At 70.1% G+C, this 26,327-nt stretch carries 27 protein-coding genes, 1 other RNA gene and 1 pseudogene; 19 read left to right on the top strand and 10 right to left on the bottom strand.

Annotated elements, in window-relative coordinates:
• Positions 1-91: 91 nt before the first annotated feature.
• The 6 genes from ACO06I_RS18295 to ACO06I_RS18320 all read left to right on the top strand — a co-directional run bounded on the left by ACO06I_RS18295 (position 92) and on the right by ACO06I_RS18320 (position 5,548).
• A complete protein-coding gene (locus tag ACO06I_RS18295; RefSeq protein WP_421934053.1) occupies positions 92-265 on the top strand; it encodes a hypothetical protein in 174 nt (57 codons plus the stop codon).
• 90 nt (positions 266-355) lie between these two features.
• Positions 356-2,155 (top strand): M2 family metallopeptidase, encoded by a 1,800-nt coding sequence (locus ACO06I_RS18300; RefSeq protein WP_421934054.1) that lies wholly within the window; start codon positions 356-358, stop codon positions 2,153-2,155.
• A gap of 129 nt (positions 2,156-2,284) precedes the next feature.
• Positions 2,285-3,886, top strand: coding sequence for a pilus assembly protein TadG-related protein (locus ACO06I_RS18305; RefSeq protein ID WP_421934055.1), 1,602 nt, complete (start codon positions 2,285-2,287; stop codon positions 3,884-3,886).
• Positions 3,887-3,935: 49 nt separating this feature from the next.
• Positions 3,936-4,098: non-coding RNA, 6S RNA (ssrS, locus tag ACO06I_RS18310), on the top strand.
• Positions 4,099-4,123: 25 nt separating this feature from the next.
• Positions 4,124-4,699, top strand: a complete 576-nt coding sequence (locus tag ACO06I_RS18315; RefSeq protein WP_421934056.1) for a 5-formyltetrahydrofolate cyclo-ligase — start codon at positions 4,124-4,126, stop codon at positions 4,697-4,699.
• Positions 4,700-4,708: 9 nt separating this feature from the next.
• Positions 4,709-5,548 carry a TIGR00282 family metallophosphoesterase gene (locus tag ACO06I_RS18320; protein WP_421934057.1) on the top strand — a complete coding sequence of 280 codons (840 nt, stop codon included), beginning with the start codon at positions 4,709-4,711 and terminating at the stop codon, positions 5,546-5,548.
• A gap of 3 nt (positions 5,549-5,551) precedes the next feature.
• On the opposite strand, the gene ACO06I_RS18325 is transcribed toward ACO06I_RS18320, so the two are convergent.
• Positions 5,552-7,282 carry an ATP-binding protein gene (locus ACO06I_RS18325; RefSeq protein WP_421934058.1) on the bottom strand — a complete coding sequence of 577 codons (1,731 nt, stop codon included), beginning with the start codon at positions 7,280-7,282 and terminating at the stop codon, positions 5,552-5,554.
• Positions 7,283-7,373: 91 nt separating this feature from the next.
• Positions 7,374-8,006 carry a hypothetical protein gene (locus tag ACO06I_RS18330; RefSeq protein ID WP_421934059.1) on the bottom strand — a complete coding sequence of 211 codons (633 nt, stop codon included), beginning with the start codon at positions 8,004-8,006 and terminating at the stop codon, positions 7,374-7,376.
• Between the two features lie 153 nt (positions 8,007-8,159).
• Here ACO06I_RS18330 and ACO06I_RS18335 point away from each other — a divergent pair, with 153 nt between their 5' ends.
• Together ACO06I_RS18335 and ACO06I_RS18340 are read left to right on the top strand one after the other, a co-directional pair.
• Positions 8,160-8,513, top strand: coding sequence for a phage holin family protein (locus ACO06I_RS18335; protein WP_421934060.1), 354 nt, complete (start codon positions 8,160-8,162; stop codon positions 8,511-8,513).
• A 3-nt stretch (positions 8,514-8,516) separates the two neighbouring features.
• Positions 8,517-8,735 (top strand): hypothetical protein, encoded by a 219-nt coding sequence (locus ACO06I_RS18340; RefSeq protein WP_421934061.1) that lies wholly within the window; start codon positions 8,517-8,519, stop codon positions 8,733-8,735.
• A gap of 66 nt (positions 8,736-8,801) precedes the next feature.
• Here the strand turns inward: ACO06I_RS18340 and groL are convergent, their stop codons facing one another.
• Positions 8,802-10,448 carry a chaperonin GroEL gene (gene groL / locus ACO06I_RS18345; RefSeq protein ID WP_421934062.1) on the bottom strand — a complete coding sequence of 549 codons (1,647 nt, stop codon included), beginning with the start codon at positions 10,446-10,448 and terminating at the stop codon, positions 8,802-8,804.
• 53 nt (positions 10,449-10,501) lie between these two features.
• Positions 10,502-10,789, bottom strand: coding sequence for a co-chaperone GroES (groES, locus tag ACO06I_RS18350; RefSeq protein ID WP_421934063.1), 288 nt, complete (start codon positions 10,787-10,789; stop codon positions 10,502-10,504).
• 235 nt (positions 10,790-11,024) lie between these two features.
• Here groES and ACO06I_RS18355 point away from each other — a divergent pair, with 235 nt between their 5' ends.
• From ACO06I_RS18355 to ACO06I_RS18365, 3 genes are all read left to right on the top strand, one after another.
• Complete coding sequence (locus ACO06I_RS18355; protein WP_421934064.1) at positions 11,025-11,450, top strand: hypothetical protein; 426 nt, start codon at positions 11,025-11,027, stop codon at positions 11,448-11,450.
• Positions 11,451-11,584: 134 nt separating this feature from the next.
• Positions 11,585-11,959: a VOC family protein gene (locus ACO06I_RS18360; RefSeq protein ID WP_421934065.1), complete on the top strand. Its 375-nt coding sequence runs from the start codon at positions 11,585-11,587 to the stop codon at positions 11,957-11,959.
• 172 nt (positions 11,960-12,131) lie between these two features.
• The gene (locus ACO06I_RS18365; RefSeq protein ID WP_421934066.1) at positions 12,132-13,451 is read left to right on the top strand and encodes an acyl-CoA dehydrogenase family protein; all 1,320 of its coding nucleotides are present in this window, start codon (positions 12,132-12,134) and stop codon (positions 13,449-13,451) included.
• Positions 13,452-13,488: 37 nt separating this feature from the next.
• On the opposite strand, the gene ACO06I_RS18370 is transcribed toward ACO06I_RS18365, so the two are convergent.
• Positions 13,489-14,316, bottom strand: a complete 828-nt coding sequence (locus tag ACO06I_RS18370; RefSeq protein WP_421934067.1) for an alpha/beta fold hydrolase — start codon at positions 14,314-14,316, stop codon at positions 13,489-13,491.
• A 180-nt stretch (positions 14,317-14,496) separates the two neighbouring features.
• A complete protein-coding gene (locus tag ACO06I_RS18375) occupies positions 14,497-15,474 on the bottom strand; it encodes a phosphotransferase family protein (RefSeq protein ID WP_421934068.1) in 978 nt (325 codons plus the stop codon).
• Positions 15,475-15,762: 288 nt separating this feature from the next.
• Here ACO06I_RS18375 and ACO06I_RS18380 point away from each other — a divergent pair, with 288 nt between their 5' ends.
• The 3 genes from ACO06I_RS18380 to ACO06I_RS18390 are packed head-to-tail and all read left to right on the top strand — an operon-like array spanning position 15,763 to position 17,860.
• Complete coding sequence (locus tag ACO06I_RS18380; protein WP_421934069.1) at positions 15,763-16,521, top strand: TSUP family transporter; 759 nt, start codon at positions 15,763-15,765, stop codon at positions 16,519-16,521.
• The gene (locus ACO06I_RS18385; RefSeq protein ID WP_421934070.1) at positions 16,518-17,273 is read left to right on the top strand and encodes a TSUP family transporter; all 756 of its coding nucleotides are present in this window, start codon (positions 16,518-16,520) and stop codon (positions 17,271-17,273) included. Before ACO06I_RS18380 ends, ACO06I_RS18385 begins: the two co-directional genes overlap by 4 nt.
• Positions 17,270-17,860, top strand: coding sequence for a GNAT family N-acetyltransferase (locus ACO06I_RS18390; RefSeq protein WP_421934071.1), 591 nt, complete (start codon positions 17,270-17,272; stop codon positions 17,858-17,860). The genes ACO06I_RS18385 and ACO06I_RS18390 overlap by 4 nt, the downstream gene beginning before the upstream one ends.
• 172 nt (positions 17,861-18,032) lie before the next feature.
• On the opposite strand, the gene ACO06I_RS18395 is transcribed toward ACO06I_RS18390, so the two are convergent.
• Positions 18,033-18,911 (bottom strand): SDR family NAD(P)-dependent oxidoreductase, encoded by an 879-nt coding sequence (locus ACO06I_RS18395; protein WP_421934072.1) that lies wholly within the window; start codon positions 18,909-18,911, stop codon positions 18,033-18,035.
• Positions 18,912-19,035: 124 nt separating this feature from the next.
• Here ACO06I_RS18395 and ACO06I_RS18400 point away from each other — a divergent pair, with 124 nt between their 5' ends.
• Positions 19,036-20,754, top strand: a complete 1,719-nt coding sequence (locus ACO06I_RS18400; protein ID WP_421934073.1) for an alkyl sulfatase dimerization domain-containing protein — start codon at positions 19,036-19,038, stop codon at positions 20,752-20,754.
• Here ACO06I_RS18400 and ACO06I_RS18405 read toward each other — a convergent pair.
• The gene (locus tag ACO06I_RS18405; protein WP_421934074.1) at positions 20,740-21,174 is read right to left on the bottom strand and encodes a DUF6265 family protein; all 435 of its coding nucleotides are present in this window, start codon (positions 21,172-21,174) and stop codon (positions 20,740-20,742) included. The two genes, ACO06I_RS18400 and ACO06I_RS18405, sit on opposite strands and share 15 nt — an antisense overlap.
• Entirely contained in the window at positions 21,171-21,623 is a 453-nt protein-coding gene (gene tadA, locus ACO06I_RS18410; RefSeq protein ID WP_421934075.1) for a tRNA adenosine(34) deaminase TadA, read from the bottom strand. The genes ACO06I_RS18405 and tadA overlap by 4 nt, the downstream gene beginning before the upstream one ends.
• A 12-nt stretch (positions 21,624-21,635) precedes the next feature.
• On the opposite strand from tadA, the gene ACO06I_RS18415 reads away from it, so the two are divergent.
• A complete protein-coding gene (locus ACO06I_RS18415; protein WP_421934076.1) occupies positions 21,636-23,198 on the top strand; it encodes a pseudouridine synthase in 1,563 nt (520 codons plus the stop codon).
• On the opposite strand, the pseudogene ACO06I_RS18420 reads toward ACO06I_RS18415, so the two are convergent.
• Positions 23,152-23,853, bottom strand: a pseudogene (locus ACO06I_RS18420) (enoyl-CoA hydratase/isomerase family protein); the annotation flags it as partial. The gene ACO06I_RS18415 and the pseudogene ACO06I_RS18420 sit on opposite strands and share 47 nt — an antisense overlap.
• A gap of 68 nt (positions 23,854-23,921) precedes the next feature.
• On the opposite strand from ACO06I_RS18420, the gene rsmD reads away from it, so the two are divergent.
• The 3 genes from rsmD (at position 23,922) to ACO06I_RS18435 (ending at position 26,228) form a co-directional block, all read left to right on the top strand.
• The gene (gene rsmD, locus ACO06I_RS18425) at positions 23,922-24,506 is read left to right on the top strand and encodes a 16S rRNA (guanine(966)-N(2))-methyltransferase RsmD (protein WP_421934077.1); all 585 of its coding nucleotides are present in this window, start codon (positions 23,922-23,924) and stop codon (positions 24,504-24,506) included.
• 76 nt (positions 24,507-24,582) lie between these two features.
• Positions 24,583-25,647, top strand: a complete 1,065-nt coding sequence (locus ACO06I_RS18430; protein ID WP_421934078.1) for a DUF2157 domain-containing protein — start codon at positions 24,583-24,585, stop codon at positions 25,645-25,647.
• Positions 25,644-26,228 (top strand): GDYXXLXY domain-containing protein, encoded by a 585-nt coding sequence (locus ACO06I_RS18435; RefSeq protein WP_421934079.1) that lies wholly within the window; start codon positions 25,644-25,646, stop codon positions 26,226-26,228. The genes ACO06I_RS18430 and ACO06I_RS18435 overlap by 4 nt, the downstream gene beginning before the upstream one ends.
• The last annotated feature ends 99 nt before the right edge of the window (positions 26,229-26,327 follow it).

Below are 26,327 nucleotides of genomic sequence, written 5' to 3' on the forward strand. Positions count from 1 at the left end.
GCGGTGCATCCCATGCGCAACCGCTTGACAGGAAGGTGCGTTGGAGTCGTCATAAAGCAGTATTGCTGCAACGCACAACGCGAGGCCGCCCATGACCGACCAACCGTACGCCTACTCCCTCGCCCATGCGGAGCGCGGTTGGTCCTGGTCCGTCTATGACGAGGACGGCGAGACCGTCGCCACCGGCCTCGACCTCAGCCAGTCCGACGCCCAGGCCGCCGTGGAGGACACCATCCGCCGCGCCGCCTCGGAGATGCGCCCCTAAACCTTGACGAGGCCCATCGGGGGTCGTTCCTTCGCGGTCATGGCGGCGCAGGCGCGTCGCATCCCACCTCCGCGCAAGGACCCCCCTCGCATGCGATCCCAACTTCTGGCGGCCACGGCCGTCGCCCTGCTGGCCTTCGGGCCGGCCGCGGCCCAAGGGGCCAAACCGACTCCGGCCGAGGCAAAGGCCTTCGTCGACAAGGCCGAGGCCGATCTGGCCGCCTTCAACGAATACGCCGCCAAGTCCTCCTGGGTGCGGGCCACCTACATTACCGAGGACACCCAGTGGCTGGAGGCCAAGGCGACGGCCGAGCAGAACACGCTCGCCACCGGCTACGCCAAGCAGGCGGCCCGCTATGACGGGGTGGCCGTCGATCCGGTCACCGCGCGCAAGCTGAAGCTGCTGAAGCTCTATCTGGTGACCCCGGCGCCGGACCGTCCCGGCGCGGCGGCCGAGCTGGCGGCCCTGCAGTCACGGCTGGATTCCACCTATTCCACCGGCAAGTTCACCTATCAGGGCAAGACCCTGACCTTGAACGACGCCGAGGACATCCTGGCCAAGAGCCGCGACCCGGCCGAACTGAAGGCCGTCTGGGAGGGCTGGCACTCCATCGCCCCGCCGATGAAGGCCGACTACGCCAAGGCCGTGACGCTGACCAACGAGGGCGCCAGGGGCCTGGGCTTTTCCGACACCGGCGCCCTGTGGCGCTCCAACTACGACATGGACCCCGAGGCCTTCGCCGCTGAGACCGATCGGCTGTGGACCCAGGTGGAGCCCTTCTACCGCAACCTGCACTGCTATGTGCGCGCCCGGCTCAACGACAAGTACGGCGACGCGGTCCAGCCCCGCACCGGCCCGATCCGCGCCGACCTGACCGGCAACATGTGGGCCCAGTCCTGGGGCAATATCTACGACGTGGTGGCCCCGAAGACCGCCGCCTCCAGCTACAATCTCGACGAGCTGCTGGTGAAGCACGGCTACACGCCGGTGAAGATGACCCAGACCGGCGAGGCCTTCTATTCGTCCCTGGGCTTCGCGCCCCTGCCCAAGACCTTCTGGGAGCGCTCCATGCTCGAGCGGCCCCGGGACCGCGAGGTCACCTGCCACGCCTCGGCCTGGGACGTGAACGACCGCGACGACATCCGCATCAAGGCCTGCCTGAAGGTCAACGCCGAGGACTTCTACACCGTCCACCACGAGCTGGGTCACAACTACTACCAGCGGGCCTATTCGGATCAGCCCTTCCTGTTCAAGGGCTCGGCCAATGACGGCTTCCACGAGGCGGTGGGCGACCTGGCCGGCATGTCGGCCCTGACCCCCACCTACCTGACCCAGATCGGCCTGCTGGATAAGGCCCCCGGCGCCGAGGAGGACATCCCCTTCCTGCTGAAGATGGCGCTGGACAAGATCGCCTTCCTGCCCTTCGGCCTGATGATCGACAAATGGCGCTGGCAGGTGTTCTCGGGAAAGGTGGACGCGGCCCACTACAACGAGGCCTGGTGGAAACTGCGCGACCAGTACCAGGGCCTGGCCCCGCCCGGCCCGCGTCCGGCCGACGCCTTCGACCCGGCGGCCAAGTACCATATCGCCGCCAGCGTCCCCTACATGCGCTACTTCCTGGCCTTCAACTACGAGTTCCAGTTCCAGCGCGCGGCCTGCAAGCAGATGGGCTGGAAGGGGCCGCTGCACCGCTGCTCCCTCTATGGCCGCAAGGACGTGGGCGAGAAGCTGAACGCCATGCTGGCGCTCGGCCAGTCCCAGCCCTGGCAGGACACCCTGAAGGTCTATTCGGGCGAGACCCGCACCGACGCCAGCGCGGTGACGGAGTACTTCAAGCCCCTCAACACCTGGCTGATCGCCCAGAACAAGGGCGAGCACTGCGGCTGGTAGGCTGATCCCTGGGGCGGCGCCGCGAGGGACGAATCCTTGCGGCGCCGTTTACCCTGCGGGGCGCCTCTTTCGTTTACGCTGATCTGCGACATTCCCCCGAATTCCTGCGATCGGGGGCGTGCCGTGCGCGTGAAACGACAAGACGAGATCAACCGGCCGACCGGCCTGCGGGCCAGGCTCGCGCGCCGCCTGCTGGCCGGCGCCCGGGACGAGAACGGCGCCGCGGCGGTGTTCTTCGCCATCTCGCTGATCCTGCTGGCCCCGCTGTCCCTGGGCCTGTTCGACATCTACCTGGCCTCCACCCAGCGCAACAACCTGCAGGACGCCCTGGACGCCGCCTCCCTGTTCGCCGCCCGCTCGACCGGCACCACCAGCGCCGCGGTGGACGCCGTGGGCGACGCCGCCCTGACCGCCAACCTGGTGCTGCCGGCCGGCTCGACCCTGGTGGCGTCCAACTTCACCCTCGTGGGTGAGAAGGTGGTCGGCTACGCCGAGGTCAGCCCGCCGGCCCTGGCGCCGGGCCTGTTCACCCACGGCACGGTGAAGGCCAATTCCGAGGTGGTGCGCTCGCTGGACAAGCTGGAGATCGCGCTGGTCCTCGACAACACCGGATCGATGGCCGGCACCAAGCTCACCACCCTGAAGTCCTCCGCCAAGAGCCTGGTGGACAAGCTGTCGGCCGCCGCGGCCCGCAGCACCGATCCCACGCCCCTGCGGATCGCCCTGGTGCCCTTCTCCATGACCGTGCGGGTGCAGGACACCACCAGCGTCTCGGCCTACAACACCAGCACCCACACCGGCGCGGGCATCCCCAGCTGGATCGATCCCGAGGGCAAGGCCCACGTCGCCGCCGGCTACGACACCTTCAACACCCAGACCGACCGCTTCAAGATGCTCAAGCAGATGGGCCAGTCCTGGTCCGGCTGCGTGGAGACCCGCCGCCAGCCCTATGACATCCAGGAGACCGCCCCGACCACGGCGACCCCGGCCACGATGTTCGTGCCCTATTTCTGGCCCGACGAGCCCGACTACAACGACGGCTACCGGGGCTATGTGAACGACTATATCGACGACGGCAGCTCCGGGTCCTGGGACGTCCGCGAGAAGAACTCGGCCAAGTACACCAAGACCCCCAAGAGCGGGACCTGGCAGACCGGCTACACCTACGGTCCGAACATGGGCTGCAGCCTGCAGCCGATCATCCGCCTGACCTCCAACACCACCACCATCAAGACGGCCATCGACAACATGTCGGCGGTTGGCGACACGAACATTCCGGCCGGGATGATGTGGGGGTGGCACGCGCTGTCGCCGAACGCGCCCCTGGCCGACGGCTCAGCCTACAACACCCAGCACCTGCGCAAGATCATCATCCTGATGACCGACGGCGAGAACACCATGGGTGACCCGAGCTCCAGCTACAAGAACAACAAGTCCTACTACAGCGCGCTGGGCTATATCTGGCAGGGCATCCTGGGGATCTTCAGCGGCAACACCACGACCCGTGGCGACAGGATGGACGACCGCCTGGCCGCGCTCTGCACCAACATCAAGGGCAAGGACATCACCGTCTATACCGTCCGGGTGGAGGTCACGAGCGGCACCTCGACCCTGTTGCAGAACTGCGCCTCGACGCCGGACAAGTTCTACGACGTGCAGGATGTGTCGGACCTGTCGGCCGCCTTCGACGCCATCGCCGGCTCGATCGACAACCTGCGGCTCTCAAAATAGAGGCGCCGCTTGAGAAGTGACCGCCGGAGGCCTACCTTAGGTCCCGGCGGGTCTGCTGCGGATCTCGTCGAAGGCAACAAATCCCAGAGACCTTAATTCTCTCTACGGGAGCTGTCCCTGTCCGGGCTCGTGGGCCCGGGCATATGGCGCCCACCTGGTATACCAGGTCCGAGGGGGTTTTAACCGTCCTTCACGGCTCTCGCGGCGCCGCCACCCCTCCGCCCCTACAGGACCCGGGTGAGCGATATCTCCTCCAAGAACGACCTGCGCGGACGCATGCGCGCCCTGCGCAAGGCCCTGGCGATCGCCGCCCCGAGCGCGGCCGAGCGCGCCGCGGCCCTGCTGCCCCTGGAGCGCCTGCCGGCTTTCGCGGTGTTCAGCGGCTATCACGCCCTGGGCTCGGAGCTCGATCCCAGCCCGCTGATCCGCCGCCTGGCGGCCACCGGCGCCATGCTGGCCCTGCCGGTGGCGCTCAGCCCCGATGCGCCCCTGGCCTTCCGCGCTTGGGATTCCCGCGACGCCCTGGCGCCCGACGCCGTGGGGGTGCCGGCGCCGCCGCCGTCGGCCCCCGGCCTGCACCCGGACCTGGTGATCACCCCATTGCTGGCCTTCGACCGCGCCGGCGGGCGGCTCGGCCAGGGCGGCGGTCATTTCGACCGCACCCTGGAAGCCCTGCGGGCGACAAAGCCGGTCTTCGTCCTGGGCCTGGCCTATGCCGGCCAGGAGGTGGAGCAGGTCCCCGCCGAGCCCCACGATCAGAGGCTGGACGCCATCCTCACCGAAACCGGCTATAGAGAGCTGAAGACGACCTAAGGACTTTCAATGCGTTTTGCTTTCTTCGGGGATGTCGTGGGCCGCGCCGGCCGCGACGGGATCGCCGATCACCTGCCCGGCCTGCGCCGCCGGCTGGGCCTCGAATTCGTGATCATCAACGCCGAGAACGCCGCGGCGGGCTTCGGCATCACCGAGAACACGGCCCGCGAGCTGTTCGACGCCGGGGCCGACTGCCTGACGCTCGGCAACCACTCCTTCGACCAGAAGGAGGCTCTGACCTATATCGTGCGCGAACCCCGCCTGATCCGCCCGGTGAACTATCCGCTGTTCGCCGACACGCCTGGCCGCGGCTCGCAGATGTTCGAGACCGACACCGGCAAGCGCATCCTGGTGATCAACGTCCTGGGCCGCATCCACATGGACAGCCTGGACGATCCCTTCGCCGCCGTGGACCGCGAGCTGGAGGCCTGTCCGCTAGGCATGGCCGTGGACGCCGTGGTGGTGGACATGCACGCCGAGATCACCAGCGAGAAGATGGCCATGGGCCACTTCTGCGACGGCCGCGCCAGCCTGGTGGTGGGCACCCACACCCACGTGCCGACCGCCGACTGCCAGATCCTCAACGGCGGCACCGCCTACCAGACCGACGCCGGCGCCTGCGCCGACTATGACAGCGTCATCGGCAACCAGAAGGAAGAGCCCCTGCGGCGCTTCACCACCCGCATCTCAGGCGGCCGCTACAAGCCCGCCGAGGGTCCGGCCACGGTCTGCGGGGTGTTCGTGGAGACCGACGACGCCACGGGCCTGGCCCTGCGGGTCGAACCCATCCGCATCGGCGGCCGGCTGTCGGAGACGGTGCCGGTGCTGGACGCGGTGGCCGCCGAGTAGGGCTCAGGCGATCTGCGACCGCGCGGCCTCGTCCCGCGGGGCGCAGGCCGCCAGGATGGCGGCGATCAGGGCCATGGGCTGGATCGGCTTGGGTTGGACCCCGTCGAAGCCATGGGCCCACAGCTTGGCGTCCTCGCCGGGCATGGCGTCGGCGGTGAGCGCGATCACCGGGATGTCGGCGGGGCCGGCCTCGCCGGCCCGGATGCGGCGCAGGGCCTCGATCCCCGTCATCCGCGGCATGTGAACATCCATCAGCACCAGGTCGAAGGCCTGCTCGCGGAGCATGTCCAGGGCCTCGACCCCGTCATTGGCGGTTTCCAGGCGCGCGCCCACGGCCTCCAGGATGGCGCGGGCCACGGCCTGGTTGATGGGGTTGTCCTCCGCCACCAGGATGCGCACCCCGGTCAGGCCGCCGCCGGGAGCCTCCGGCTCGGCCAGGTCCAGGGCCTGGGCGACGGGCAGCTCCAGCAGGACGCGGAAGATCGAGCCGCGGCCCGGCTCGCTCTCCACGGCGATGGCGCCGCCCATCAGGTCTGTAAGCTGCTTGCAGATGGCCAGGCCCAGGCCCGTGCCGCCGAACCGGCGCGAGGTGGCCGCCTCGGCCTGGGCGAAGGACCGGAACAGGCGTGTCTGCTGGTCCGGCGAAATGCCGATCCCGGTGTCGGAGACCGCGATCTCGAAGCGCGCGCCGTCCTGGGCGGCGATCTGCGGCCGGATCGACAGGCGCACCTCGCCGGACTCGGTGAACTTGAGCGCGTTGGACACCAGGTTCAGCATGATCTGGCGGATGCGGTTGGGGTCGCCGGCCACCCAGCGCGGCGCGCCGGGCGCCACCTCGTAGGTGAGCTGCAGGCCGCGCGCATTGGCCACCTCCCGCCACAGGTCGCAGACCCGGGCGCCGACCTCGGTGAGGTCGAAGGCGATCGTCTCCAGCTCCAGCTTGCCCGCCTCGATCTTGGAGACGTCGAGGATGTCGTTGAGGATGGCCATCAGCCCGTCGCCGGAGCGGATCAGCATCTCCACCTGGCCGGCCTGGCGGTCGTCCAGGCGGGTCTGCTTCAGGGCGTGGGCCATGCCCAGGACCCCGTTCATCGGGGTGCGCAGCTCGTGGCTCATCATGGCCAGGAAGGCCGACTTGGCCTGGCTGGCCTCCACCGCCTCGCGCTGGGCGGTCTCCAGGGCCTGGGCGGCCCGCATGTTGAGGACGGCGCTGCTGAACACATAGACCACCGCCAGGGCCGCGCTCACCGCCAGGGTCAGCAGCGGCATGCCGTGGAAGCCGCCGGCGAAGGTCACCAGGACGAGGAGGGTGGCGGCCGGTATGCCCCCCAGGATCACCAGCGCCAGCTTCGAGCGGAAGGCGAAGCACTGGGCGTGGATCAGCTGGCTGGAGAATACGGCCACGGCCACCAGCTGCAGGGCCTGGGACCCGGTGCGCCAATAGAACACCGCGGCGGTCGACCAGACGGCGCTGACGAACACCATGGTGCCGACATAGGATAGGCGGGCGGCCAGGCTGTTGGGCCGACCGGCGGCCGGCGCGCGGCTGGCGAACCAGGTCCAGGCCTCGCCGGCGAAGAGGGCGGCGCTCCAGACCAGGGCCGTGGCCAGGCCGAGGTTCAGGCCCAGCAGGCCGGCGCTGATCGTCGACATGACCAGGCGCGCCAGGATGGTGGCGCGGCCCTCGGCCGCGACCCGGTCGAGTTCGTCGTTCAGCAGGTGCAGGCCGTTCATTCGCAGCCCCCCTGGCGCCCGGAATGTGCAGCCTCACCCTGGCACGCCAATGGTGAAGCCTTCGTTTTTGGGCGCCGCCGTCAGATTCCGCTCAGCGCGGACGCGGCCCCATCGGCGGCCGCGGCAGGGTGGCCAGGGTCAGCCGGCCATCGCCGTCGGGGTCGAGGATGGCGAAGCGCTTGCCCGCCGCCTTGGCCCACTCCTCGGCGGTGACCTTCCAGTCCAGGTCGGCGTCGGCGCCGCGCACCGGCTGGGGCTCATTCAGCAGGCCGTAGCGCGCGGCGCCCTCGCGGGGGCTGGCGCCGCGCGGTCCGCCGCCGCCGCGGGGGATGCGGCTGGCCTCGCGCTCCATGCCGGGTGGCGGGCCCCGGCCGCCGCCGGGCGGGCCGCCGCCCTCGCCGGCGAAGCTCATGCGGGTGATCTCCGGGGCGATCTTGGTCTCGTAGGCGCTGTTCTCGAAGCCGTCGATGCGCCCGTCGGCGTTGGCGTCCAGGACCTTGAAGAAGGCCATGGCGTCGGCGCGGAACTCGGCCAGGGTCAGGGCCCCGTCATGGTCGGCGTCGGCCCGGGCGAACCAGGCCTCCAGGCCGCCGCCGCCGCGGAAGGGCTCCCCGGCGGGGCTGATGAACAGCCGGCCCATCGCCTCGGGCGGCGGTCCCGGCTGGGCCGCGACGGGCAGGGGCGCGAGGCTCAGGGCGATGATCAGGGGCAGGCGGCGAGGCATGGCGGATCCCGAACTCTGGAGGCGGCAAATGGCCAAGCTCGTGGGGCCGAACTAAGCCCGGGCCTGCAACGTCCCTGCAATCTGAGGGCGGGGCTTGGCCGGGGCGGCGCACCGGGCCATCCTGGGCCACGTCCTCAAGGCCGGAGTTCTCCCATGTCCCGTTTCCTCGCCCGCGTGCTGATCGCCGCGCTCGGCCTCTGGCTCGCCGCCTCGGTGGTGCCGGGCGTCTCCTATGCGGGATGGCCGGACCTGTTGCTGGCGGCCCTGCTGCTGGGGGTGGTCAACGCCATCGTCCGTCCCATCGTCTTCCTGCTGACCCTGCCGCTGACCATCCTGACGCTCGGCCTGTTCCTGCTGGTGGTGAACGCCGCCATGATCGGCCTGGTGGCCCTGCTGCTGCCGGGCTTCACGGTCGCGGGCCTGGTCCCCGGGATCCTGGCGGCCATCGTCACCGGCCTGGTGAGCTGGGTCGGCCAGATGGCGCTCGGCGACGGCCGGGGCGACTGAGCCGTGGCCACCTTCCTGATCCGTCACAAGGGCGAGCTCGGCGTCGAGTGGGCCTTCATCAAGGCCAAGTCCCCGGGCGCCCTCACCACCGCCTTCCGCGAGATCGAGGTGATCGAGCCCTGGCCGGACTGGGCCACGCCGCAGATGGTCAAGGACGTCGGGGTCTATGACCTGAAGGGCGAACTGAGCCCGTTGCTGCAGAGGCTCAAGCGCGCGCAATAGCGGCCACGAAAAAGGGCGGAGCCTCGCGGCCCCGCCCTCGATCTTAAGCGCTTGAGTGGCTCGGACTTAGAAGTCCATGCCGCCCATGCCGCCCATGCCGCCACCCATGTCGCCGCCGCCTTGGCCGCCCTTCTTCGGGGCCTCGACGATGGCGGCTTCGGTGGTGATCAGCAGGCCGGCGACCGAGGCCGCGTCCTGCAGGGCGGTGCGGACCACCTTGGCCGGGTCGATGACGCCGGCCGCGACCATGTCCACATATTCTTCGGTCTGGGCGTTGAAGCCGAAGGTCGGGGAGGCGTTCTCCATGACCTTGCCGACCACGATCGAGCCTTCGACGCCGGCGTTTTCGGCGATCTGACGGATCGGGGCCTGCAGGGCGCGGCGCACGATGGCGACGCCGGCTTCCTGGTCGTCGTTGTCACCCTTGAAGCCGTCCAGAGCCTTGGAGGCCTTCAGCAGGGCGACGCCGCCGCCGGGGACGATGCCTTCTTCCACGGCCGCGCGGGTCGCGTTGAGGGCGTCGTCGACGCGGTCCTTCTTTTCCTTCACTTCGACTTCCGTCGAGCCGCCGACGCGGATGACCGCGACGCCGCCGGCCAGCTTGGCCAGACGTTCCTGCAGCTTTTCCTTGTCGTAGTCGCTCGTGGTGTCTTCGATCTGGCGCTTGATCTGGCCGATGCGGCCTTCGATCGCGTCCTTGGCGCCGATGCCGTCGACGATGGTGGTGTCGTCCTTGGTGATCGAAACCTTCTTGGCCTTGCCGAGCATTTCGAGGCCGACGTTCTCGAGCTTGATGCCCAGGTCTTCGCTGATCAGCTCACCGCCGGTCAGGATGGCGATGTCTTCCAGCATGGCCTTGCGGCGATCGCCGAAGCCCGGCGCCTTGACGGCGGCGACGCGGAGACCGCCGCGCAGCTTGTTCACCACCAGGGTGGCCAGGGCTTCGCCCTCGACGTCCTCGGCGATGATCAGCAGGGGACGGCCCGACTGGACCACGGCTTCCAGGACCGGAAGCAGGGGCTGCAGCGAGGTCAGCTTCTTTTCGTAGAGCAGGATCAGAGGCTCTTCGAGTTCGACCTCCATCTTGTCGGCGTTGGTGATGAAGTAGGGCGACAGGTAGCCGCGGTCGAACTGCATGCCTTCGACGACGTCGAGTTCGGTCTCGGCGGTCTTGGCTTCTTCAACCGTGATGACGCCTTCGTTGCCGACCTTGGCCATCGCCTTGGCGATCATCTCGCCGACTTCGGTGTCGCCGTTGGCGGAGATGGTGCCGACCTGGGCGATCTCGGCGTTGGTGGTCACCTTCTTGGAGGAGGCCTTGATCTCGGCCAGCACCTTGGTGACGGCCTTGTCGACGCCGCGCTTCAGGTCCATCGGGTTCATGCCGGCGGCGACCGACTTCAGGCCCTCGACGACGATGGCCTGGGCCAGCACGGTGGCGGTGGTGGTGCCGTCGCCGGCCTTGTCGTTGGTCTTGGAGGCGACTTCGCGGATCAGCTGGGCGCCGAGGTTCTCGAAGCGGTCAGCCAGTTCGATTTCCTTGGCGACCGAGACGCCGTCCTTGGTGGAGCGCGGGGCGCCGAAGGACTTCTCGATGACCACGTTGCGGCCCTTGGGGCCCAGGGTCACCTTCACGGCGTTGGCCAGGATGTTGACGCCGCGCAGCATGCGGTCGCGCGCGTCGGAAGCGAAATAGACGTCTTTAGCGGCCATGTTCGTTCAGCTCTTTCAGTATGTTGTGGGAGGGAGGAGAGCGGAGGAGGTGGTTATTCGACCACGCCCAGGACGTCGCTTTCCTTCATGATCAGGAGGTCCTGACCGTCGATCTTCACTTCGGTGCCCGACCACTTGCCGAACAGGATCTTGTCGCCCGGCTTCACGTCCAGGGGCTGGATCTTGCCGTTGTCGTCACGGGCGCCGGGGCCGACGGCGACGACTTCGCCTTCCTGCGGCTTCTCCTTGGCGGTGTCGGGGATGATGATCCCGCCCTTGGTCTTCTCTTCTTCTTCGACGCGCTTGATCAGCACGCGGTCTCCCAGGGGACGAAACGCCATGTCTTTTTCTCTCCGTTCGGGACGGTTGAATGGATTGCGTCGCAACGAGGGGCCGAGCGTTAGCAGCCGCAGCCCCTGAGTGCTAACGACGGGCGGGACGTAGGGTCGCGGGGCCCCGGAGTCAAGCTTGGCCGGGCCGGAAACAGCCCTTGCGGCGAATCCGCTTGGCCCGCGCGGCGGCGTCCCGCTAAGGGTCTTGGCGAGGGAAGAAACCTAAAGTCCCAGGAGATCATCCATGCGTCTCGCGCTCGCCGCCCTGTCGGCCCTGTCCATCGTGGCCGTGGCCCTGCCCGCCGCCGCCGAAACCTGGAAGCCCTACAGCGCCGTAAGCGACAAGGGTCTCCAGTGGTCCTATGACACCGACTATTCCTACCGCGACACCGCCAGCGGCATGGTGGTGATCCAGCAAGCCATCGGCAAGGTGGGCGCCAACCCCCGCGTCGGGCCCTCGGCTCCGGGCGCCGCCGACGGGGTCGGCAGCGTGGTGGCCATCGACTGCAAGGCCAAGGCCCTGATGATCATCGGCTCCTATTCGCCGTCCAAGCCCCTGGCGATCGCCGACACCTGGCGCACCGGCAAACCCGCCAAGGCCGCCAGCGCCGACGACAAGGCCCTGGTGACCGCCGCCTGCGCCGGCGCCGACCAGTTGCCCACGAAGTAGGTCTACCCCCTGGTGTCATCCCGGAAGACGCGTAGCGTCTGTCCGGGACCCAGACGCGCGGGGGCTGCCGGATTGATCGGGGGTCCCGCACTTTCGCGCTTCATGCGGGATGACACGAAGGGAAGGGGACGCCGATGCTGGACCATGTGAGCCTGAGGGTGGTCGACCACGCCCGGTCCCAGGCCTTCTACGACGCGGCGCTCAAGCCGCTGGGCCTGAGCCGGGTGTTCACCATGGATGTGGGCTCGGGCTACGGCGACAGCCGGCCCTTCTTCTGGATCGGGCTGGGCGAGACCTCGGGCTATTGCCACGTGGCCTTCAGCGCCCCCGACAACGCCACGGTCGACGCCTTCTACGCCGCGGCCATCGCCGCCGGGGCCCGCGACAACGGCCCGCCGGGCCTGCGCCCCCACTACCATCCCAGCTATTACGGCGCCTTCGTCCTCGACCCCGACGGCCACAATATCGAGGCCGTCTGCCATGGGGCCAATCCGGCCATGCCGAGCTGAGCCGCCCGGACCGGCGCGGGAAAGCACGAGCGTATTAAAACGCTTGTTTGATTTGCGGCCCGCGATGGGCCAAAGCTATCGGCCTAGGCTTCAGCGCGGCGAACAGGCCGCGCGACATCCATGGGTCTCGCGCAACGGGGCCGCCAACCAGAACACCGTGGGAGTGACAAAGATGAGCGAGACCAAGGACAAGGCCCAATCCAGCTTCAAGCTGAACCCGATGGACGACCTCAACGACCTGCGGATGTCGGCCAAGGCCCTGCCGCTGCTGGAGCACGTCAAGCGCTTCATCGCCGAGACCGTCCAGCCGATGAGCGTGGAGTTCCACCGCCTGGGCGAGGGCAAGACCGACATCTGGAGCTATGCGCCGGGTCAGCTCGAAGTGCTGGAAAAGGCCAAGGACAAGGCCAAGGCCGAGGGCCTGTGGAACTTCTTCCTGCCCAACGCCGAGACCGGCGAGGGCCTGTCCAACCTCGACTACGCCTATATCGCCGTCGAGCTGGGCAAGAACCCCATGGCCTCTGAGACCATGAACTGCGCCGCCCCCGACACCGGCAACATGGAGGTCCTCGAGCGGGTCGGCACCCCTGAGCAGAAGAAGAAGTGGCTGGAGCCCCTGCTGCGCGGCGAGATCCGCTCGGCCTTCGCCATGACCGAGGTGAACGCCGCCTCGTCGGACGCCAAGAACGTCAACACCCGCGCCACCCTGGTGGGCGACGAGTACGTCATCAACGGCGAGAAGCACTACATCTCCGGCGCCGGCGACCCGCGCTGCAAGATCATGATCACCATGGTCCAGACCAGCCCGGACGGCCCGCCCAACCTGCGCCAGTCGCAGATCCTGGTCCCCACCGACGCCCCCGGCGTGAAGATCGTCGGCCCCATGAACGTGTTCGGCGATCCCGACGCGCCGCACGGCCACATGCACATCATCTTCGACAATGTCCGCGTGCCGGCGTCGAACATGCTGCTGGGCGAGGGCCGCGGCTTCGAGATCAGCCAGCTGCGCCTCGGCCCCGGCCGCATCCACCACTGCATGCGCGCCATCGGCCAGGCCGAGAAGGCGCTCGACCTGATGGTCACCCGCGGCCTGTCCCGCGAGGCCTTTGGCAAGCCGCTGGTCCAGCTGGGCGGCAATATCGAGAAGATCAGCCGCGCCCGCATCGACATCGAGGCCATGCGCCTGATGGTGCTCAAGGCCGCCAAGGCCATGGATGTTCTCGGCAATCAGGAAGCCCGCATCTGGATCCACATGGTCAAGGCCATGGTGCCCGAGCGGGTCTGCGAGATCATCGACGAGGCCATCCAGATGCACGGCGCGCTGGGCGTGTCGCAGCACACCCCGCTGGCCCGCATGTACACCTCGACGCGCACCCTGCGCATCGCCGACGGCCCCGACGAGGTCCACCACATGGTGGTGGGCCGCAACGAGCTGCGCCAGTATCGCGAGATGCCGGCCGACGCGACCTCCGCCGCCGTCTGGCGGAACTAGGGATCAGGCGGGGGCTTCGGCCCCCGCCGTTTCTTGCCTAGGCCTTGATGAAGGCCAGCAGGTCCGGGTTGATGATCTCCGCATGGGTCGTGCACATGCCGTGGGGCAGGCCCGGATAGGTCTTCAGTGTCCCGGCTTTCAGCAGTTTGATCGCCTTCAGGGCCGCGTCGGCGATGGGCACGATCTGGTCGTCCTCGCCGTGCATCACCAGGACCGGGACCTCGATGGCCTTGAGGTCCTCGGTGAAGTCGGTCTCCGAGAAGGCCTTGATGCAGTCGTGGTGGGCCTTGGCGCCGCCCATCATCCCCTGGCGCCACCAGTTGTCGATGGCGCCCTCCGACACCTTCGCGCCGGGCCGATTGAAGCCGTAGAAGGGCCCGCTCGGGACGTCACGGTAGAACTGCGCCCGATTGGCCGCCAGGGCGGCGCGGAACCCGTCGAACACCTCGATGGGCAGGCCCTCGGGATTGGCCTCGGTCTTCAGCATGACCGGCGGCACCGCCCCGATCAGCACCGCCTTGGCCACCCGCCCGCCGCCACCGTACTTGGCCACATAGCGGGCCACCTCGCCGCCGCCGGTGGAGTGGCCAATATGCACCGCTCCCTTCAGGTCCAGATGGGCGGCCAGCTCGGCCATGTCGGCGGCGTAGGTGTTCATCTCATTGCCGGTCGCCGTCTGGCTGGAGCGGCCGTGGCCCCGCCGGTCGTGGGCGATGACCCGATAGCCCTGGGCCACGAAGAACAGCATCTGGGCGTCCCAGTCGTCGGCGCTCAGCGGCCAGCCGTGGTGGAAGACCAGGGGCGTGCCCGCGCCCCAGTCCTTGTAGAAGATCTCGGTCCCGTCCCGGGTGGTGATGGTCGGCATGTCCTGACTCCGACGGATGCGGGGCCACTGCGGCCTCCGCCCTGACCCGACTCCTAGACCCGCGACCCCGGCTCCGGCCCCGTCAATTGAGCGGACGGCGTTCAACAACGCTTGATTGATCCAAAGGCGGGCAGACGGCGGACGCCGGCCTCCTGAATCGTCGCCGCGCCCCGCTTGGTCCTAGATCGCCAGCATCGCCTTCCAGGGCGCCCGCCCGGCCAGGATCGCCGCCAGCCGGCCGGCCGTGTCGCGGGGGTGGGCGGCGGGGTAGTTCATCAGCTGGGTCAGCTCCCACAGAGCGTCATAGACCGCCAGCCGCTCGGCCAGGGCCGGATGGTCGAACAGCTCGGGATAGGCCTCGCGCAGCCAGCCGATCACCGGGGCATAGGCCGCGGCTGGCGCCGCGCCGGCGTCGGGACTGAAGGCCTCCGGCCCGCCCAGGAACCGCAGCAGCACGTCCAGCTCCCGGTCGCGCGGTGCGGCGCCCCCGCTCTCGAAATCCACCAGGCCCGCGCGCTCTCCGTCCCAGATCACATTGGCGAAGGCGAGATCGCCGTGGGTCAGGACCTCGGCGTCGTCGTCGAAGCAGGCCAGCCGGTCCTCGATGAAGGTCACGGCCGCCGTTAGCAGGGTCTCCGGCGCCGTCCCCCGCGCCCGATTGGCTTCCGCCAGCCGCCGGACATGGCTGGGGTGAACTCGCAGGGCCACGGAAGGGTCGCCTCCCGGCCGCAGGGCGGCGGCCCGCCAGGGCGGCTCGCGCAGGTGCGGCGCCAGGGGCGCGGCATGGGCGGCGCGCATCGTCTGCGCCAGGGACCGCACCGCCCGTTCCCGCCCGGCCATGTCGAGGCTGGGCCACAGCCGCATCAGGTCGCTCCCCGCCAGCCGCGTCTGGATCATCCATTCGCGCCTGCCCGCCTGGCCCGTGGCCACGACCCGAGGGCAGGGCGCCTCCGCCAGGGCCCGCAGCACCGCGGCCTCATGGCTCAGCGACCCTTCGAACCGTCCCGAGGCGATCCGCACCACATGGGCCTCGCTGGCCCAGATCGCATTGGACCATCCCGCCATCGGCTCCAGCGCGCCCGCCGCCAGCCCGTGGCGGGCCAGCAGGTCGGCCGCCCAGGCGGCGGGGTCGCTGTTCAGGTCAATGTCTCTTGGCATGGGCCTAGTCATCCTGGCGGCCGCGCGGGGGCTTGGGAAGCCCACCCTCTCGACGGCCCCGCTTGTTCGGGTGTATGCGGATTTCGCTCCCCGAGCCGCCGGGTCGATCCGCCGTCGCGTGATCCCTGGCCTCCCCGCGCCGCGACCGGCGCCGGTTCGAGCACAGCGCCTTCCTCCGGAGGGTGAGCGGGCGGACCCGCACATTCCGCGCACGATGCGCAGCTGTCCGGCGATCGGAGGGGGCCTGTGTCCCCCTCGACGAAGCCGGCGCAACCGGAGGACGACCCCATGAGCGCTCTCGCAGCCCTCTTCATCCTTGTTCTGGCCTTCGTGACGGCCACCCTGTCGGGGGTGTTCGGCATGGCCGGCGGCTTGGTCCTGATGGGCGGGCTGGCCCTGGTCCTGCCGGTCTCGGCGGCCTTCGTGACCCACGGACTCCTGCAGCTCGTCGCCAACGGCTGGCGGGCCATCCTGCACCGCCGGCACGTCAATTGGCGGATCGTGGCGATCTATGCGCTCGGCTCCCTGATCGCCGGGGTGGTGGTCTCGCTGATCGCCATCGCGCCGTCGAAGCCCTTCCTCTTCCTGTTCATGGGCCTGCTGCCGGGCCTGCTCTGGCTGCCGCAGGACTGGATCAAGCTGGACGCGGCCCGTCCGGGCCAGGCCCTGCTCTCAGGGATCATGGTGACGGGGGTGAACCTGACGGCCGGGGTGGCGGGGCCCTTGCTGGACATCTTCTTCGTCCGCACGGCGCTGACCCGCCACGTCATCGTCGCCACCAAGGCCGCCACCCAGGTCTTCGCCCACCTGGCCAAGATCATCGTCTATGGGGGGCTGATGCTGCGCACCCATGACGGAGCCGCGATGCCGCCGCTCTGGCTGTTCGCCCTGGCCATCCCGCTCTCCATGCTGGGGACGGCGGCGGGGGGCCGCATCCTCGATCGGCTCACCGACGTGAACTTCAAGCGCTACACCCGGCTGATCGTGACGGCGGTGGGGATCATGTACCTGGTCCAGGCGGGCCAGCTCTTCCTGGGCGCCCGATGACGGCCTGGCTGGGCGCCCTGATCCTGGCGGGCGTCCTGGCCACCGCCACCCTCTCGGGCGTGTTCGGCATGGCCGGCGGGTTGATCCTGATGGGTCTGCTCACCGCCCTGCTGCCCGTTCCGGCGGCGCTCGCGATCCACGGCCTGGTGCAGATGGCGTCCAACGCCTCGCGGATCGTCCTGCACCTCAGGCACATCGTCTGGAGGGTGGTGGGCTTCTACGCCATCGGCGCCGTGGCCACGATGGGCGCCTTCATCTTCATTTCCTACACGCCCACCAAGGCCGTCGTGTACCTGGCGCTCGGCCTGCTGCCGATCGTGGTCTGGCTGCCGGAGAAGTACATTCCGCTGGACGCCGCCCGCCCGCCCCATGCGGTGCTGGCGGGAATCCTCTCCACCGCCATGGCGCTCACCTCGGGGGTCTCGGGACCCCTGGCCGACCTCTTCCTGGTGCGCAGCGTGCTCACCCGCCACCAGGTGCTCTCCACCAAGGCCGCCCTGCAGATGTTCAGCCACCTGTCCAAGGTGCTGTTCTACGGCGGGGCGATCCTGATGGCCGGCGGCGGCGGGTTCACCCCGCCGTGGCTGCTGGTGACGGCCTGCGCCCTGGCCGTCGTCGGCGTCAGTCTGGGCTCGCGGGTCCTCGACCGACTCACCGACCAGGGCTTCCGCGCCTGGCGCCGCTGGATTTTCACCGGCATCGCGGCGATGTACCTGGTGCAGGCCGCGATCCTGTTTGCGAGGGGTGCATGAAAGTCGATCCGACCCGGGTGATGGAGAACCGCTTCGTGCGGCTGGAACCCTTCACCGAGGCCCACAAGGAGGATCTGCGGGCGGCCTGCGACGCCGACCCCTCGGTCTGGACCGACCTCTACCCCTATTCCATGGCCGGCGAGCACTTCGACCCGATGTGGACCCGCATGCACGCCAACCAGGCCAAGGGCGTCTCGATCCACTGGGCGGTGTTGGTCGGCGGCCGTTGCATCGGCATCACCTGCTACTCGTCCTATGACCTGCCCAACGCCAGCCTGGAGATCGGCGGCACCTACTACCACCCCGACTTTCGCGGCGGGCCGGTGAACCCGGCGGCCAAGCGGCTGATGATGGACCAGGCCTTCGGCGACGGCGCGCGCCGCGTGGTGTTCCGCGTCGACGCGATCAACGCCCGCAGCCGCGCCGCGGTCCTGAAGCTGGGGGCGCAGTTCGAAGGCGTCCTGCGCCAGGATCGCGTCACCTGGACCGGCCGCATCCGCGACACCTGCATCTTCTCGGTGCTGAAGGACGAGTGGCCGGCCGTGCGGGACGGGTTGGATAAGCGGCTGTCGGCTTTCGAGGCCTAAGATCCTCCCCCAGCGCGCAAGCGCGATGTGGGGGAGGTGGCTCGTCGCGCAGCGGCGAGACGGAGGGGGATCGCCGTAGGCGACACCTTCGACCCCAAACGAGAGTCAAAGTCCCCCTCAGTCAGCTTCGCTGACAGCTCCCCCAGAGGGGGAGCATCTTCTTAGACGCGCCTTAGGCGCTGGCCGCGGTCTTCTCTTCGGCCGCCGGGAAGAACACCTCCTTGGCGTGATTGGCCACGTCCTGGGCGGTGTAGGGCTTGCCCGGGTTGAAGCCGTCGGTCTGCAGCATCTTGATCTCGCGCACCCCACGGGAGGAGACCCCCAGCACCTTGCCGGTGTGGTCGGCGGCGAGGTCGGAGACCATGTAGAGCACGCCCGGCGCGATGTTCTCCGGCAGGCTCATGGGATCGGGCTCCTTGCCCTGGCGGCCGGGCAGATCCGAGGTCATGCGGGTGAAGGCGCCGGGCGCCAGGGCCATGACCCGGATGCCGTACTTGCGCCCCTCGATGGAGAGCACGCGCATGAAGCCGTAGATGCCGGCCTTGGCCGCCCCGTAATTGGACTGGCCGAAGTTGCCGTAGAGGCCCGAGGTGGAGCTGGTCATGACGATGACCCCGGGCTTGCCGTTGTCCTTCATCCACTTCCACACCGGCATGGTGCAGCAATAGGTGCCCTTCAGGTGCACCTTCACCACCAGGTCCCAATCGGCCTCGGAGGTGTTGGCGAAGGTCTTGTCGCGCAGGATGCCGGCGTTGCAGACCAGGATGTCGATCTGGCCGAAGTTATCCAGCGCGGTCTTGGCGATGTTCTCGCCGCCTTCCATGGTGGAGACGTCGTCGGCGTTGGCCACCGCCTTGCCGCCGGCGGCGATGATCTCGTCCACCACCTTCTGGGCCGCGGCGCTGGTGCCCGATCCGGAGCCGTCGCGGCTGCCGCCCAGATCGTTCACGACGACGCTGGCGCCCTCCTTGGCGAACAGCTTGGCGTAGGCCTCGCCCAGACCGCCGCCCGCGCCCGTGACAATCGCCACCTTCCCATCAAGAAGTCCCATGGTCGTTCTCCCTATGACTAAATTTTCGCCCATCATCGAACCGCGTCGGGCGCCTGACAAGCATTGACCGGCGCCGCGCCGCCGGCGTCTCTGGCGCAAAGCCTGTCCTTGGGGGGATGCCACCATGATCCGAACCGTCTGCGCCCTGGCCTTCAGCCTGGCCGCCACCGCCGCCCTGGCCGATGAGCCCGCGGCGCGCATCGCCCCCAGCCTCGCGGCCCACACCGCCGAGTTCGCGCCGGCCAAGGTCTATGAACCGGCGCCCGGCGTCTTCTCCGCCGTGGGCTATGGCATCGCCAATTCGATCATGGTGGTGGGCAAGTCGGGCGTGGTGATCATCGACACCACCGACAGCCTGGACGAGGCGAAAAAGGTCTGGGCCGAGTTCGCCCCGCGGGCCGGCGGCAAGCCGGTCGTGGCCATCATCTACACCCACAACCACAACGACCACATCAGCGGCGCCTCGGCCTTTCCCCTCGCCAAGGGCGGCAAGGTGATCGCCCAGGCCACCCTGCTGCGGGAGGCCGCCAAGTGGAACGGGGTGGCCGCCCCCTCCATCGCCGCCCGGGCGGCGCGCATGTACGGGGTCTTCCTGCCCAAGGGCACGCCGGACGGTTTCGTCAGCGTCGGCATCGGGCCGTTCCTCTCGGCCTTCGGCGGCGGGGCCGGCGGCTTCGTGGCCCCCAACCAGACCTTCGACCGGACGCTCTCCATCAAGCTCGGGGGCGAACGGTTCGTCCTCGAACATGCGCCGGGCGAGACCGAGGATCAGCTGTTCGTCTGGATGCCGGAGCGCCGGGTGCTGTTCCCGGGCGACAACATCTACAAGGCCTTCCCCAACCTCTACACGATCCGCGGCACCAGCTACCGCGACCCGGTCCAGTGGGCCGCCTCGCTGGACCGGATGATCGCCCTGCACGCCGACGTGCTGGTCCCCTCCCACACGCGGCCCATCGTCGGCGAGAAGGCCATCTTCTCCACCCTCAGCGACTATCGCGACGCCATCGCCTTCACCCACGATCAGACGGTCCGCTGGATGAACCAGGGCCTGACGCCCGACGAGATCGTCGAGAAGGTGAAGCTGCCGGCTCGCCTGGCCGCCAACCCCTATCTTTTCGAGCACTACGGCACGGTGGAGTGGTCGGTCCGCTCGATCTTCGCCGGATACATGGGCTGGTTCAGCGGCGACGCCGCCGAGTTGTCCAAGGATGCGCCCGACGCGCGCGCCAAGGAGATCACCGACCTGGCCGGAGGCCCCGCCGCAGCTCTGGCCAAGGCCGAGGCCGCCTACAACGAGGGTCGCTGGAAGTGGGCCGCCGAGCTGGCCACCTATGTCCGCCGGGCCGATCCGTCCCTGAAAGCGCAGGCCGATGCGTTGGAGGCGAAATCCCTGCGCCAGCTTGGTTTCGACAGCGTCTCCCCCAATGGCCGGAACTTCTATCTGGAGCAGGCGGCGGAACTGGCGGGCAAGGCGCCCGGCTGGAAGCAGATCATCGGCGCGCGCCAGGGCGGGGCCCAGGCCGCGGGCCTGCCCGCCGCCGCCATCGTCGCCACCTTCCCCGTCCGCCTTAATGCTGAGGAGGCCGCCGACGTGAACACGTCGCTCGCCTTGAGGTTCACCGGCGAGGGGGACTGGACCATCCGTGTCCACGAGGGGGTGGCGAGGGTCTTCACCGGCTGGCATGCCGATTCGCCCGTGGTGCTGTCGGGAACCAAGGCCGATTTCGTCGCCGCCATGGCCTCGCCCGCCGCCCTACAGGCCGCCCTCGCGTCGGGCAAGCTCAAGCTGATATTGGGCTCGCCTGCCAACCTGGCGGCGTTCCTGGACCTATTCCGGGGCTGAAACCCGGCTGTACGTCCAGTGCTCGGCGCGCGGCTTGCCGCCGGCCACGCCCTCGATCCCGGCGCAGAGGTTCTCGCCGCAGCGGCGGTACATGACCCGCTGCGGGAAGTCGTGGGCCCTGTTCTCGAACACCGCGCTGCCGGGATCGCTGGGAACGGCGACAAAGGGGGTCGGGGCCTGGCCGTCGACATAGGCCGTGAAGGTCAGGCCCGCGGGCGCCACGGTGATGGTCATGAACTCCGAGCGCGCGGGCTTCCCCGGCAGGTTGGTCTGGCCGGCCCCCGACATCGTCCCGCCCAGGGGCGCGAGCCAGGTCTCCCGCGTTACCACCCCGTCCTTCTCGTAGGCCCAGGACCCGGCCATCCAGGACAGGTCCGCCGGAGCGGCGACGGCGGCCGCCGCCAGGATCGCGAGCATCATGTCGGTTCGCCCTTCTTGCGCCGCGCCTTGAAGAAGCCCTTCAGCATCGCCGAGCTCTCCTCCGCCATCACCCCGCCGGTCACCTCCGGCCGCCAGTGGCAGGTGGGCTGCTCGAAGAAGCGGGGGCCGTGCATCACCGCACCGCCCTTGGCGTCGTCGGCGCCGAACACCACCCGTCCGATCCGGGCGTGGCTGATGGCCCCGGCGCACATGGCGCAGGGCTCCAGGGTCACCACCAGGGTCAGCCCCGTCAGCCGGTAGTTGCCGAGCTTTTCCGCCGCCGCCCGCAGGGCCACGATCTCGGCGTGGGCGGTGGGATCGTGGGCGCCGATCGGCTGGTTGGCGCCGGTGGCGATCACCTCGCCGGTGGCCGGATCCACCACCACGGCGCCCACCGGGGTCTCGCCGGCGTCGGCTGCGGCTTGCGCGGCCTCGAGCGCGATGCGCATGGTGCGAAAATCATGGTCCACGATCCCCAAGACACCCAGGAGACCCCCCAAGGTCAAGGCGGCGAACGCATCGCCAAGGCTATGGCGCGGGCCGGCGTCGCCTCGCGCCGGGAGGTCGAGCGGCTGATCGAGGCCGGTCGCGTCTACCTCAATGGCGTGCAGGTGACGACGCCGGCCACCAAGGTCGAGCCTGACGACGTCCTCACCGTCGACGGCGCCCTGGTCCAGGCCGCCGAGCCCGCCCGCCTGTTCCGCTATCACAAGCCCGTCGGCCTGGTGACCAGCCACAAGGATCCGCAGGGCCGCCCCACGGTGTTCGACGCCCTGCCCAAGACCCTGCCGCGCCTGATCTCGGTGGGCCGCCTCGACCTCAATTCCGAGGGCCTGCTGCTGCTCACCAATGACGGGGCGTTGGCGCGGGCCCTGGAGCTGCCGGCCAGCGCCATCGTGCGCCGCTACCGCGCCCGCGCCCGGGGGCGCGTCACCCAGGAGAAGCTCGACAGCCTGAAGAACGGCGTCACCGTCGAGGGCGTCAGCTACGGCGCCATCGAGGCCCATCTCGACAAGGCCAAGGAGGGTCCACAGGGCGCCAACGTCTGGATCACCGTCACCCTGGCCGAGGGCAAGAACCGCGAGGTCCGCCGCGTGCTGGAGGCGCTGGGTCTGACGGTCAACCGCCTGATCCGCATGTCCTACGGCCCCCTGGCGCTCGGGACCCTCGGCGTCGGCGAGATAGAGGAGGTGGGGCCCCGCGTCATCCGCGAGCAGTTCGCCGACCACATCCCGCCGGGAAACCTGCCCACCGCTGACAGGGCCCAGTTCTCCAAGCCCATCGCCACCCGCGCCGGCGGCGACGTCCCGCGCCGGGGCCGCACCGCGCCGGGCGCCGGGGCGGGCCCCGACGACGGCATGCCCAAGGCCAAGGCGGTCTACAAGGCCGGCTGGGCCAAGCCCAAGATCGCTCCCAGCCCGCACCCCAAACGCAAGGCCAAGGCCAAGCCCGCCGCCCCGGAGGGCCAGGTTCGCCCCACCGCCATCCCGCCGCGCGCGCCCCGCCCGGAGTCGGGCCTCGCGGCCCCGCGCGCGCCGGTCGAGCTCCGCGCGCCGCGCCGGGACGGCCCCCGGATGGAGGCGCCCCGCCCGGCGGCGCCGCGTCCTGAAGCCCCGCGCGCCGACGCGCCGCGGACCAAGGCTCCCCGGTCCCAGGCCCGCCTCGCCGCCCAGCGACCGTCCGCCGCCGGCCCGCGGTCCGAGGCGCTGCGTCCCGATCGCAGCCCCCGCCCCGACGCGCCGCGTCCCCACGGCCCCCGGCCCAACGCGGCCGCGGCCGAGGCCCGGCCGGCGCGGGGCCCCAAGGCCGACGCCCGGCGTCCGGACCGCTTCAAAGGCCCCGAGGCCGCCGCCCGCGACGCCAAGTTCCGCGCCGAGGCCGAGCCTAAGCGCTCTGGATCTCCGTCGGCGCCCGGGCGGCCTTCAGGCCCGCGCGGGCCGAAGCCGTCGCCATCACGGCCGCGAAGCTCGACCGTTCGTCCGCCAGGCCCTGCGCCAAAGGGCGGTCCAAAGCGGCGCGGGTGAGCCGCTTGGCGTAGGCCAGGCCGTCCGCGCCGCGCCCGTCCCATTCGGCCGCCATCTCCAGGGCGCGGGCCAGGGGATCGGCGGCCAGTTCGTGCACCAGGCCGATCCTCAGGGCCTCTGCGGCATTGACGGTCAGGCCGCGCAGGATCATCTCCAGCGCCTTGGCCTCGCCGATCACCCGGGGCAGGCGCTGGGTGCCGCCGCCGCCGGGGAAGATGCCGATCCGGGTCTCAGGCAGGCCGATGGCGGTGACGTCCGATCCGGCGATCCGCAGGTCGCAGGCCAGCGCCATCTCGAACCCGCCCCCCATGCACAGGCCGTTGATGGCGGCCACCACCGGCTTGGGCGCCGCGGCCAGCAGGTCTGTCATCTCCAGGAAGCCGGGCGCCGGCTGGGCGCTGGGCGCAGGCCGCGGCGGGGCGTCGGCCGCCGTGGCGTCGCTGGCGGCCGACAGCTCGCCGACGTCGTAGTGGCGCACGAAGATCCCCGGCAGGCCGCCGGTGAGCACGATGGAGCGGACCTCCGCGTCCTCGCTGGCGGCCTTCACCGCGGCGTACATCTCCCGCGATCCGGCCGCCGTCATGGTCCCGAACGGTGGATTGGCGTAGGTGATCACGGCGCAACCGCCCTTGCGTTCCACAGTGACGAAAGTCATCAACGGCCTCCCATTGTTTTTGCGGCGTCCTTGGCCGACACCCTAATCCGCCCGGGAGGCCGGTTTCCATGCGCATCGTTTCCGGCGACTTCCGCGGCAAGACCCTGGTGACGCCGGAGGGCCAGGCCACCCGTCCCACCTCCGACCGCGCCCGCCAGGCGGTGTTCAACATCCTGGAGCACGCCGCCTGGTCGAAGGGTCTGCGCGACGCCCGCGTCATCGACCTGTTCGCCGGCTCCGGGGCGCTCGGCTTCGAGGCCCTGTCGCGGGGCGCGGCCTTCTGCCTGTTCGTGGAGACCGACGAGGCCGCCCGCGGCGCCATCCGCGAGAACGTCGACGCCATGGGCCTGTTCGGCCGCACCCGCGTCCACCGGCGCGACGCCACCGACCTGGGCGTCCGTCCGGGCGCCGACGGCCCGGCCTTCGATCTCGCCTTCCTCGACCCGCCCTACGCCAGGGGCCTGGGGGAGATCGCCCTGGCCAAGCTCAAGGCCGGCGGCTGGCTGACCCCCGGGGCCCTTATCGTCTTCGAGCGCGGCGCCGGCGAACCGGCCTTCGACGCCCCCGGCTTCGAGGTCCTGGACGCCCGCGACTACGGCGCCGCGCGGGTCTTCTTCCTGCGCCTGGTCCCGGACCCCTCCGCCGCGGACTGAGCCCTCAAGCGTCACCGCTTGCGGGGTGGGGCGTCTTGAGCGAGGTTGGCCACCGGGAACGGCGGGGGTGATCCGAATGGCGAGCTACAAGGCTCGGCTTGAGCGCGACCTGGACCGCTGGATCTCTCAGGGTCTGACGCCGGCCGCCTCACGCCAGCCGATCCTCGACAGCGTGGTCGACAGCCGTCGCCTGGACGCCTCCACCGCCCTGGCGGTGGTGGGCGGGCTGCTGCTGGGCGTGGCGGTCATCGCCTTCGTCGCCGCCAACTGGGGCGTCATTCCCCGCCTGGCGCGCTTCGTGATGATCCTGGTCCTCTTCCTCGGCGTCGGGGCGGGCGCAGCCTGGGTGGCGCGCGGCGAGCGCCCCGTCCTGCGCGACACCCTGCTGCTGGTGGCGGCCCTGATCTACGCCGCGGCGATCGGCCTGACCGGCCAGATCTTCGACATCGCCGGCGATCCCCAGACCGCCCTGCGGGGCGCGGGCCTGGCCGCGGCCCTGCTGGCGGTGGCCGGGCGCTCCGCCGGGGCCGGGGTCGCGGCCCTGCTGCTGCTGGCCCTGGGCGACCTGTCGCCCCAGCTCTTCGACGTCGGGGAGCACCCGACCCCCTGGCTGGCCTACGCCGCCCCGCTGGGGCTGGTCCTGGCCTGGGTCTGGCGCTCCCGGCCCATGGCCCACGCCGCGGCCATCGCCCTGCCCCTCGCTGTCCTGCTGTTGATGCTCATCGACGAACGGGGCGACCGGCAGCTGGAATGCCTGGCGGCGGCGGCGGGCTTCGCCGCCCTGGCCGCGGCGATGCGCTGGCGCGCGGGCCGTGGCGACGGCCTGGCCTCCATCGTCTACGGCTGGGCGGTCTGGAGCGCCCTGATCTATTTCGCCAGCGCCGGGATCGGCGATCACGACCTGGCCCGCCTGGCCCATCGCGGCGTCTGGCTGGTGCTGTCGGGCGGGGTGATCGCGCTCGGCCTGCTTGACCGCCAGGGCGCGATCACCGCGGCGGGGATCCTGTCCCTGGCCGCCGCCGGCTGCGTGATCCTGTTCGACCTGGGCCTGGGCCTGCTCACCGCCGCCGGCGTGTTCGGGGCCTGCGCCCTGGTGGTGCTGGCCGCCGGCTGGCTTCTGCGCCGGAGAGTCAGGTCATGAGCCGCGCCCTGCCGCTTCGGATCCTCGGCGCCTGCCTGCTGCTGGCCGCCGCCCTGATCGCCCTGGTGATCCGCGAGGACCGCGCCCGCGCCGCTGGTCGCGAGGTGACGCTGGCCATGGAGGCCGTGGACCCCCGCGACCTGCTGACCGGCCACTATGTCGCCCTGCAGCTCGTCCAGACCCAGCCGTCGGGCGTCCCCTGTCCGCCCGACCTCGTCCCCTGGGGCAAGATGGGCTGGATCGCCCTGAGCCCCGGCGCGGCCGGCGATCGGGTCACCGGCGGCGGCGTCACCCGGGCCGCGGCGCTGCGGCACGGCCCCGTCGCCCTGCGGGGCCAGGTGGGTTGCACGCCGCCCTCGACAGAGATCGAAGGCCGGCCGGCCGTGGTCAGGCTGGACCTTGGCGTCAACCGTTTCCACACCGACCAGGCCGAGGCCGAGGCCATCGACAAGGCCCTGAGGGCGCGGCGCCCCGGTGACCCGGCCACGGCCTTCGCGGTGATCTCGGCCGGGCAGGACGGCCGCGGCCGCCTGCGCGGGGTCATCCTGAACGGACGGCGCACCGACCTGACCTGGTTCTGAGTTCGCTGCGGAACGATGAGCTGGATCTATGCCTGTGTTTACTTAAGACGGCCCGAATATGACAGCTTCATGACAGTCATGCGGCATCGGCCCAAGTCG

Source organism: Phenylobacterium sp. (genome assembly GCF_965229015.1).
Classification (GTDB): Bacteria; Pseudomonadota; Alphaproteobacteria; order Caulobacterales; family Caulobacteraceae; genus Phenylobacterium.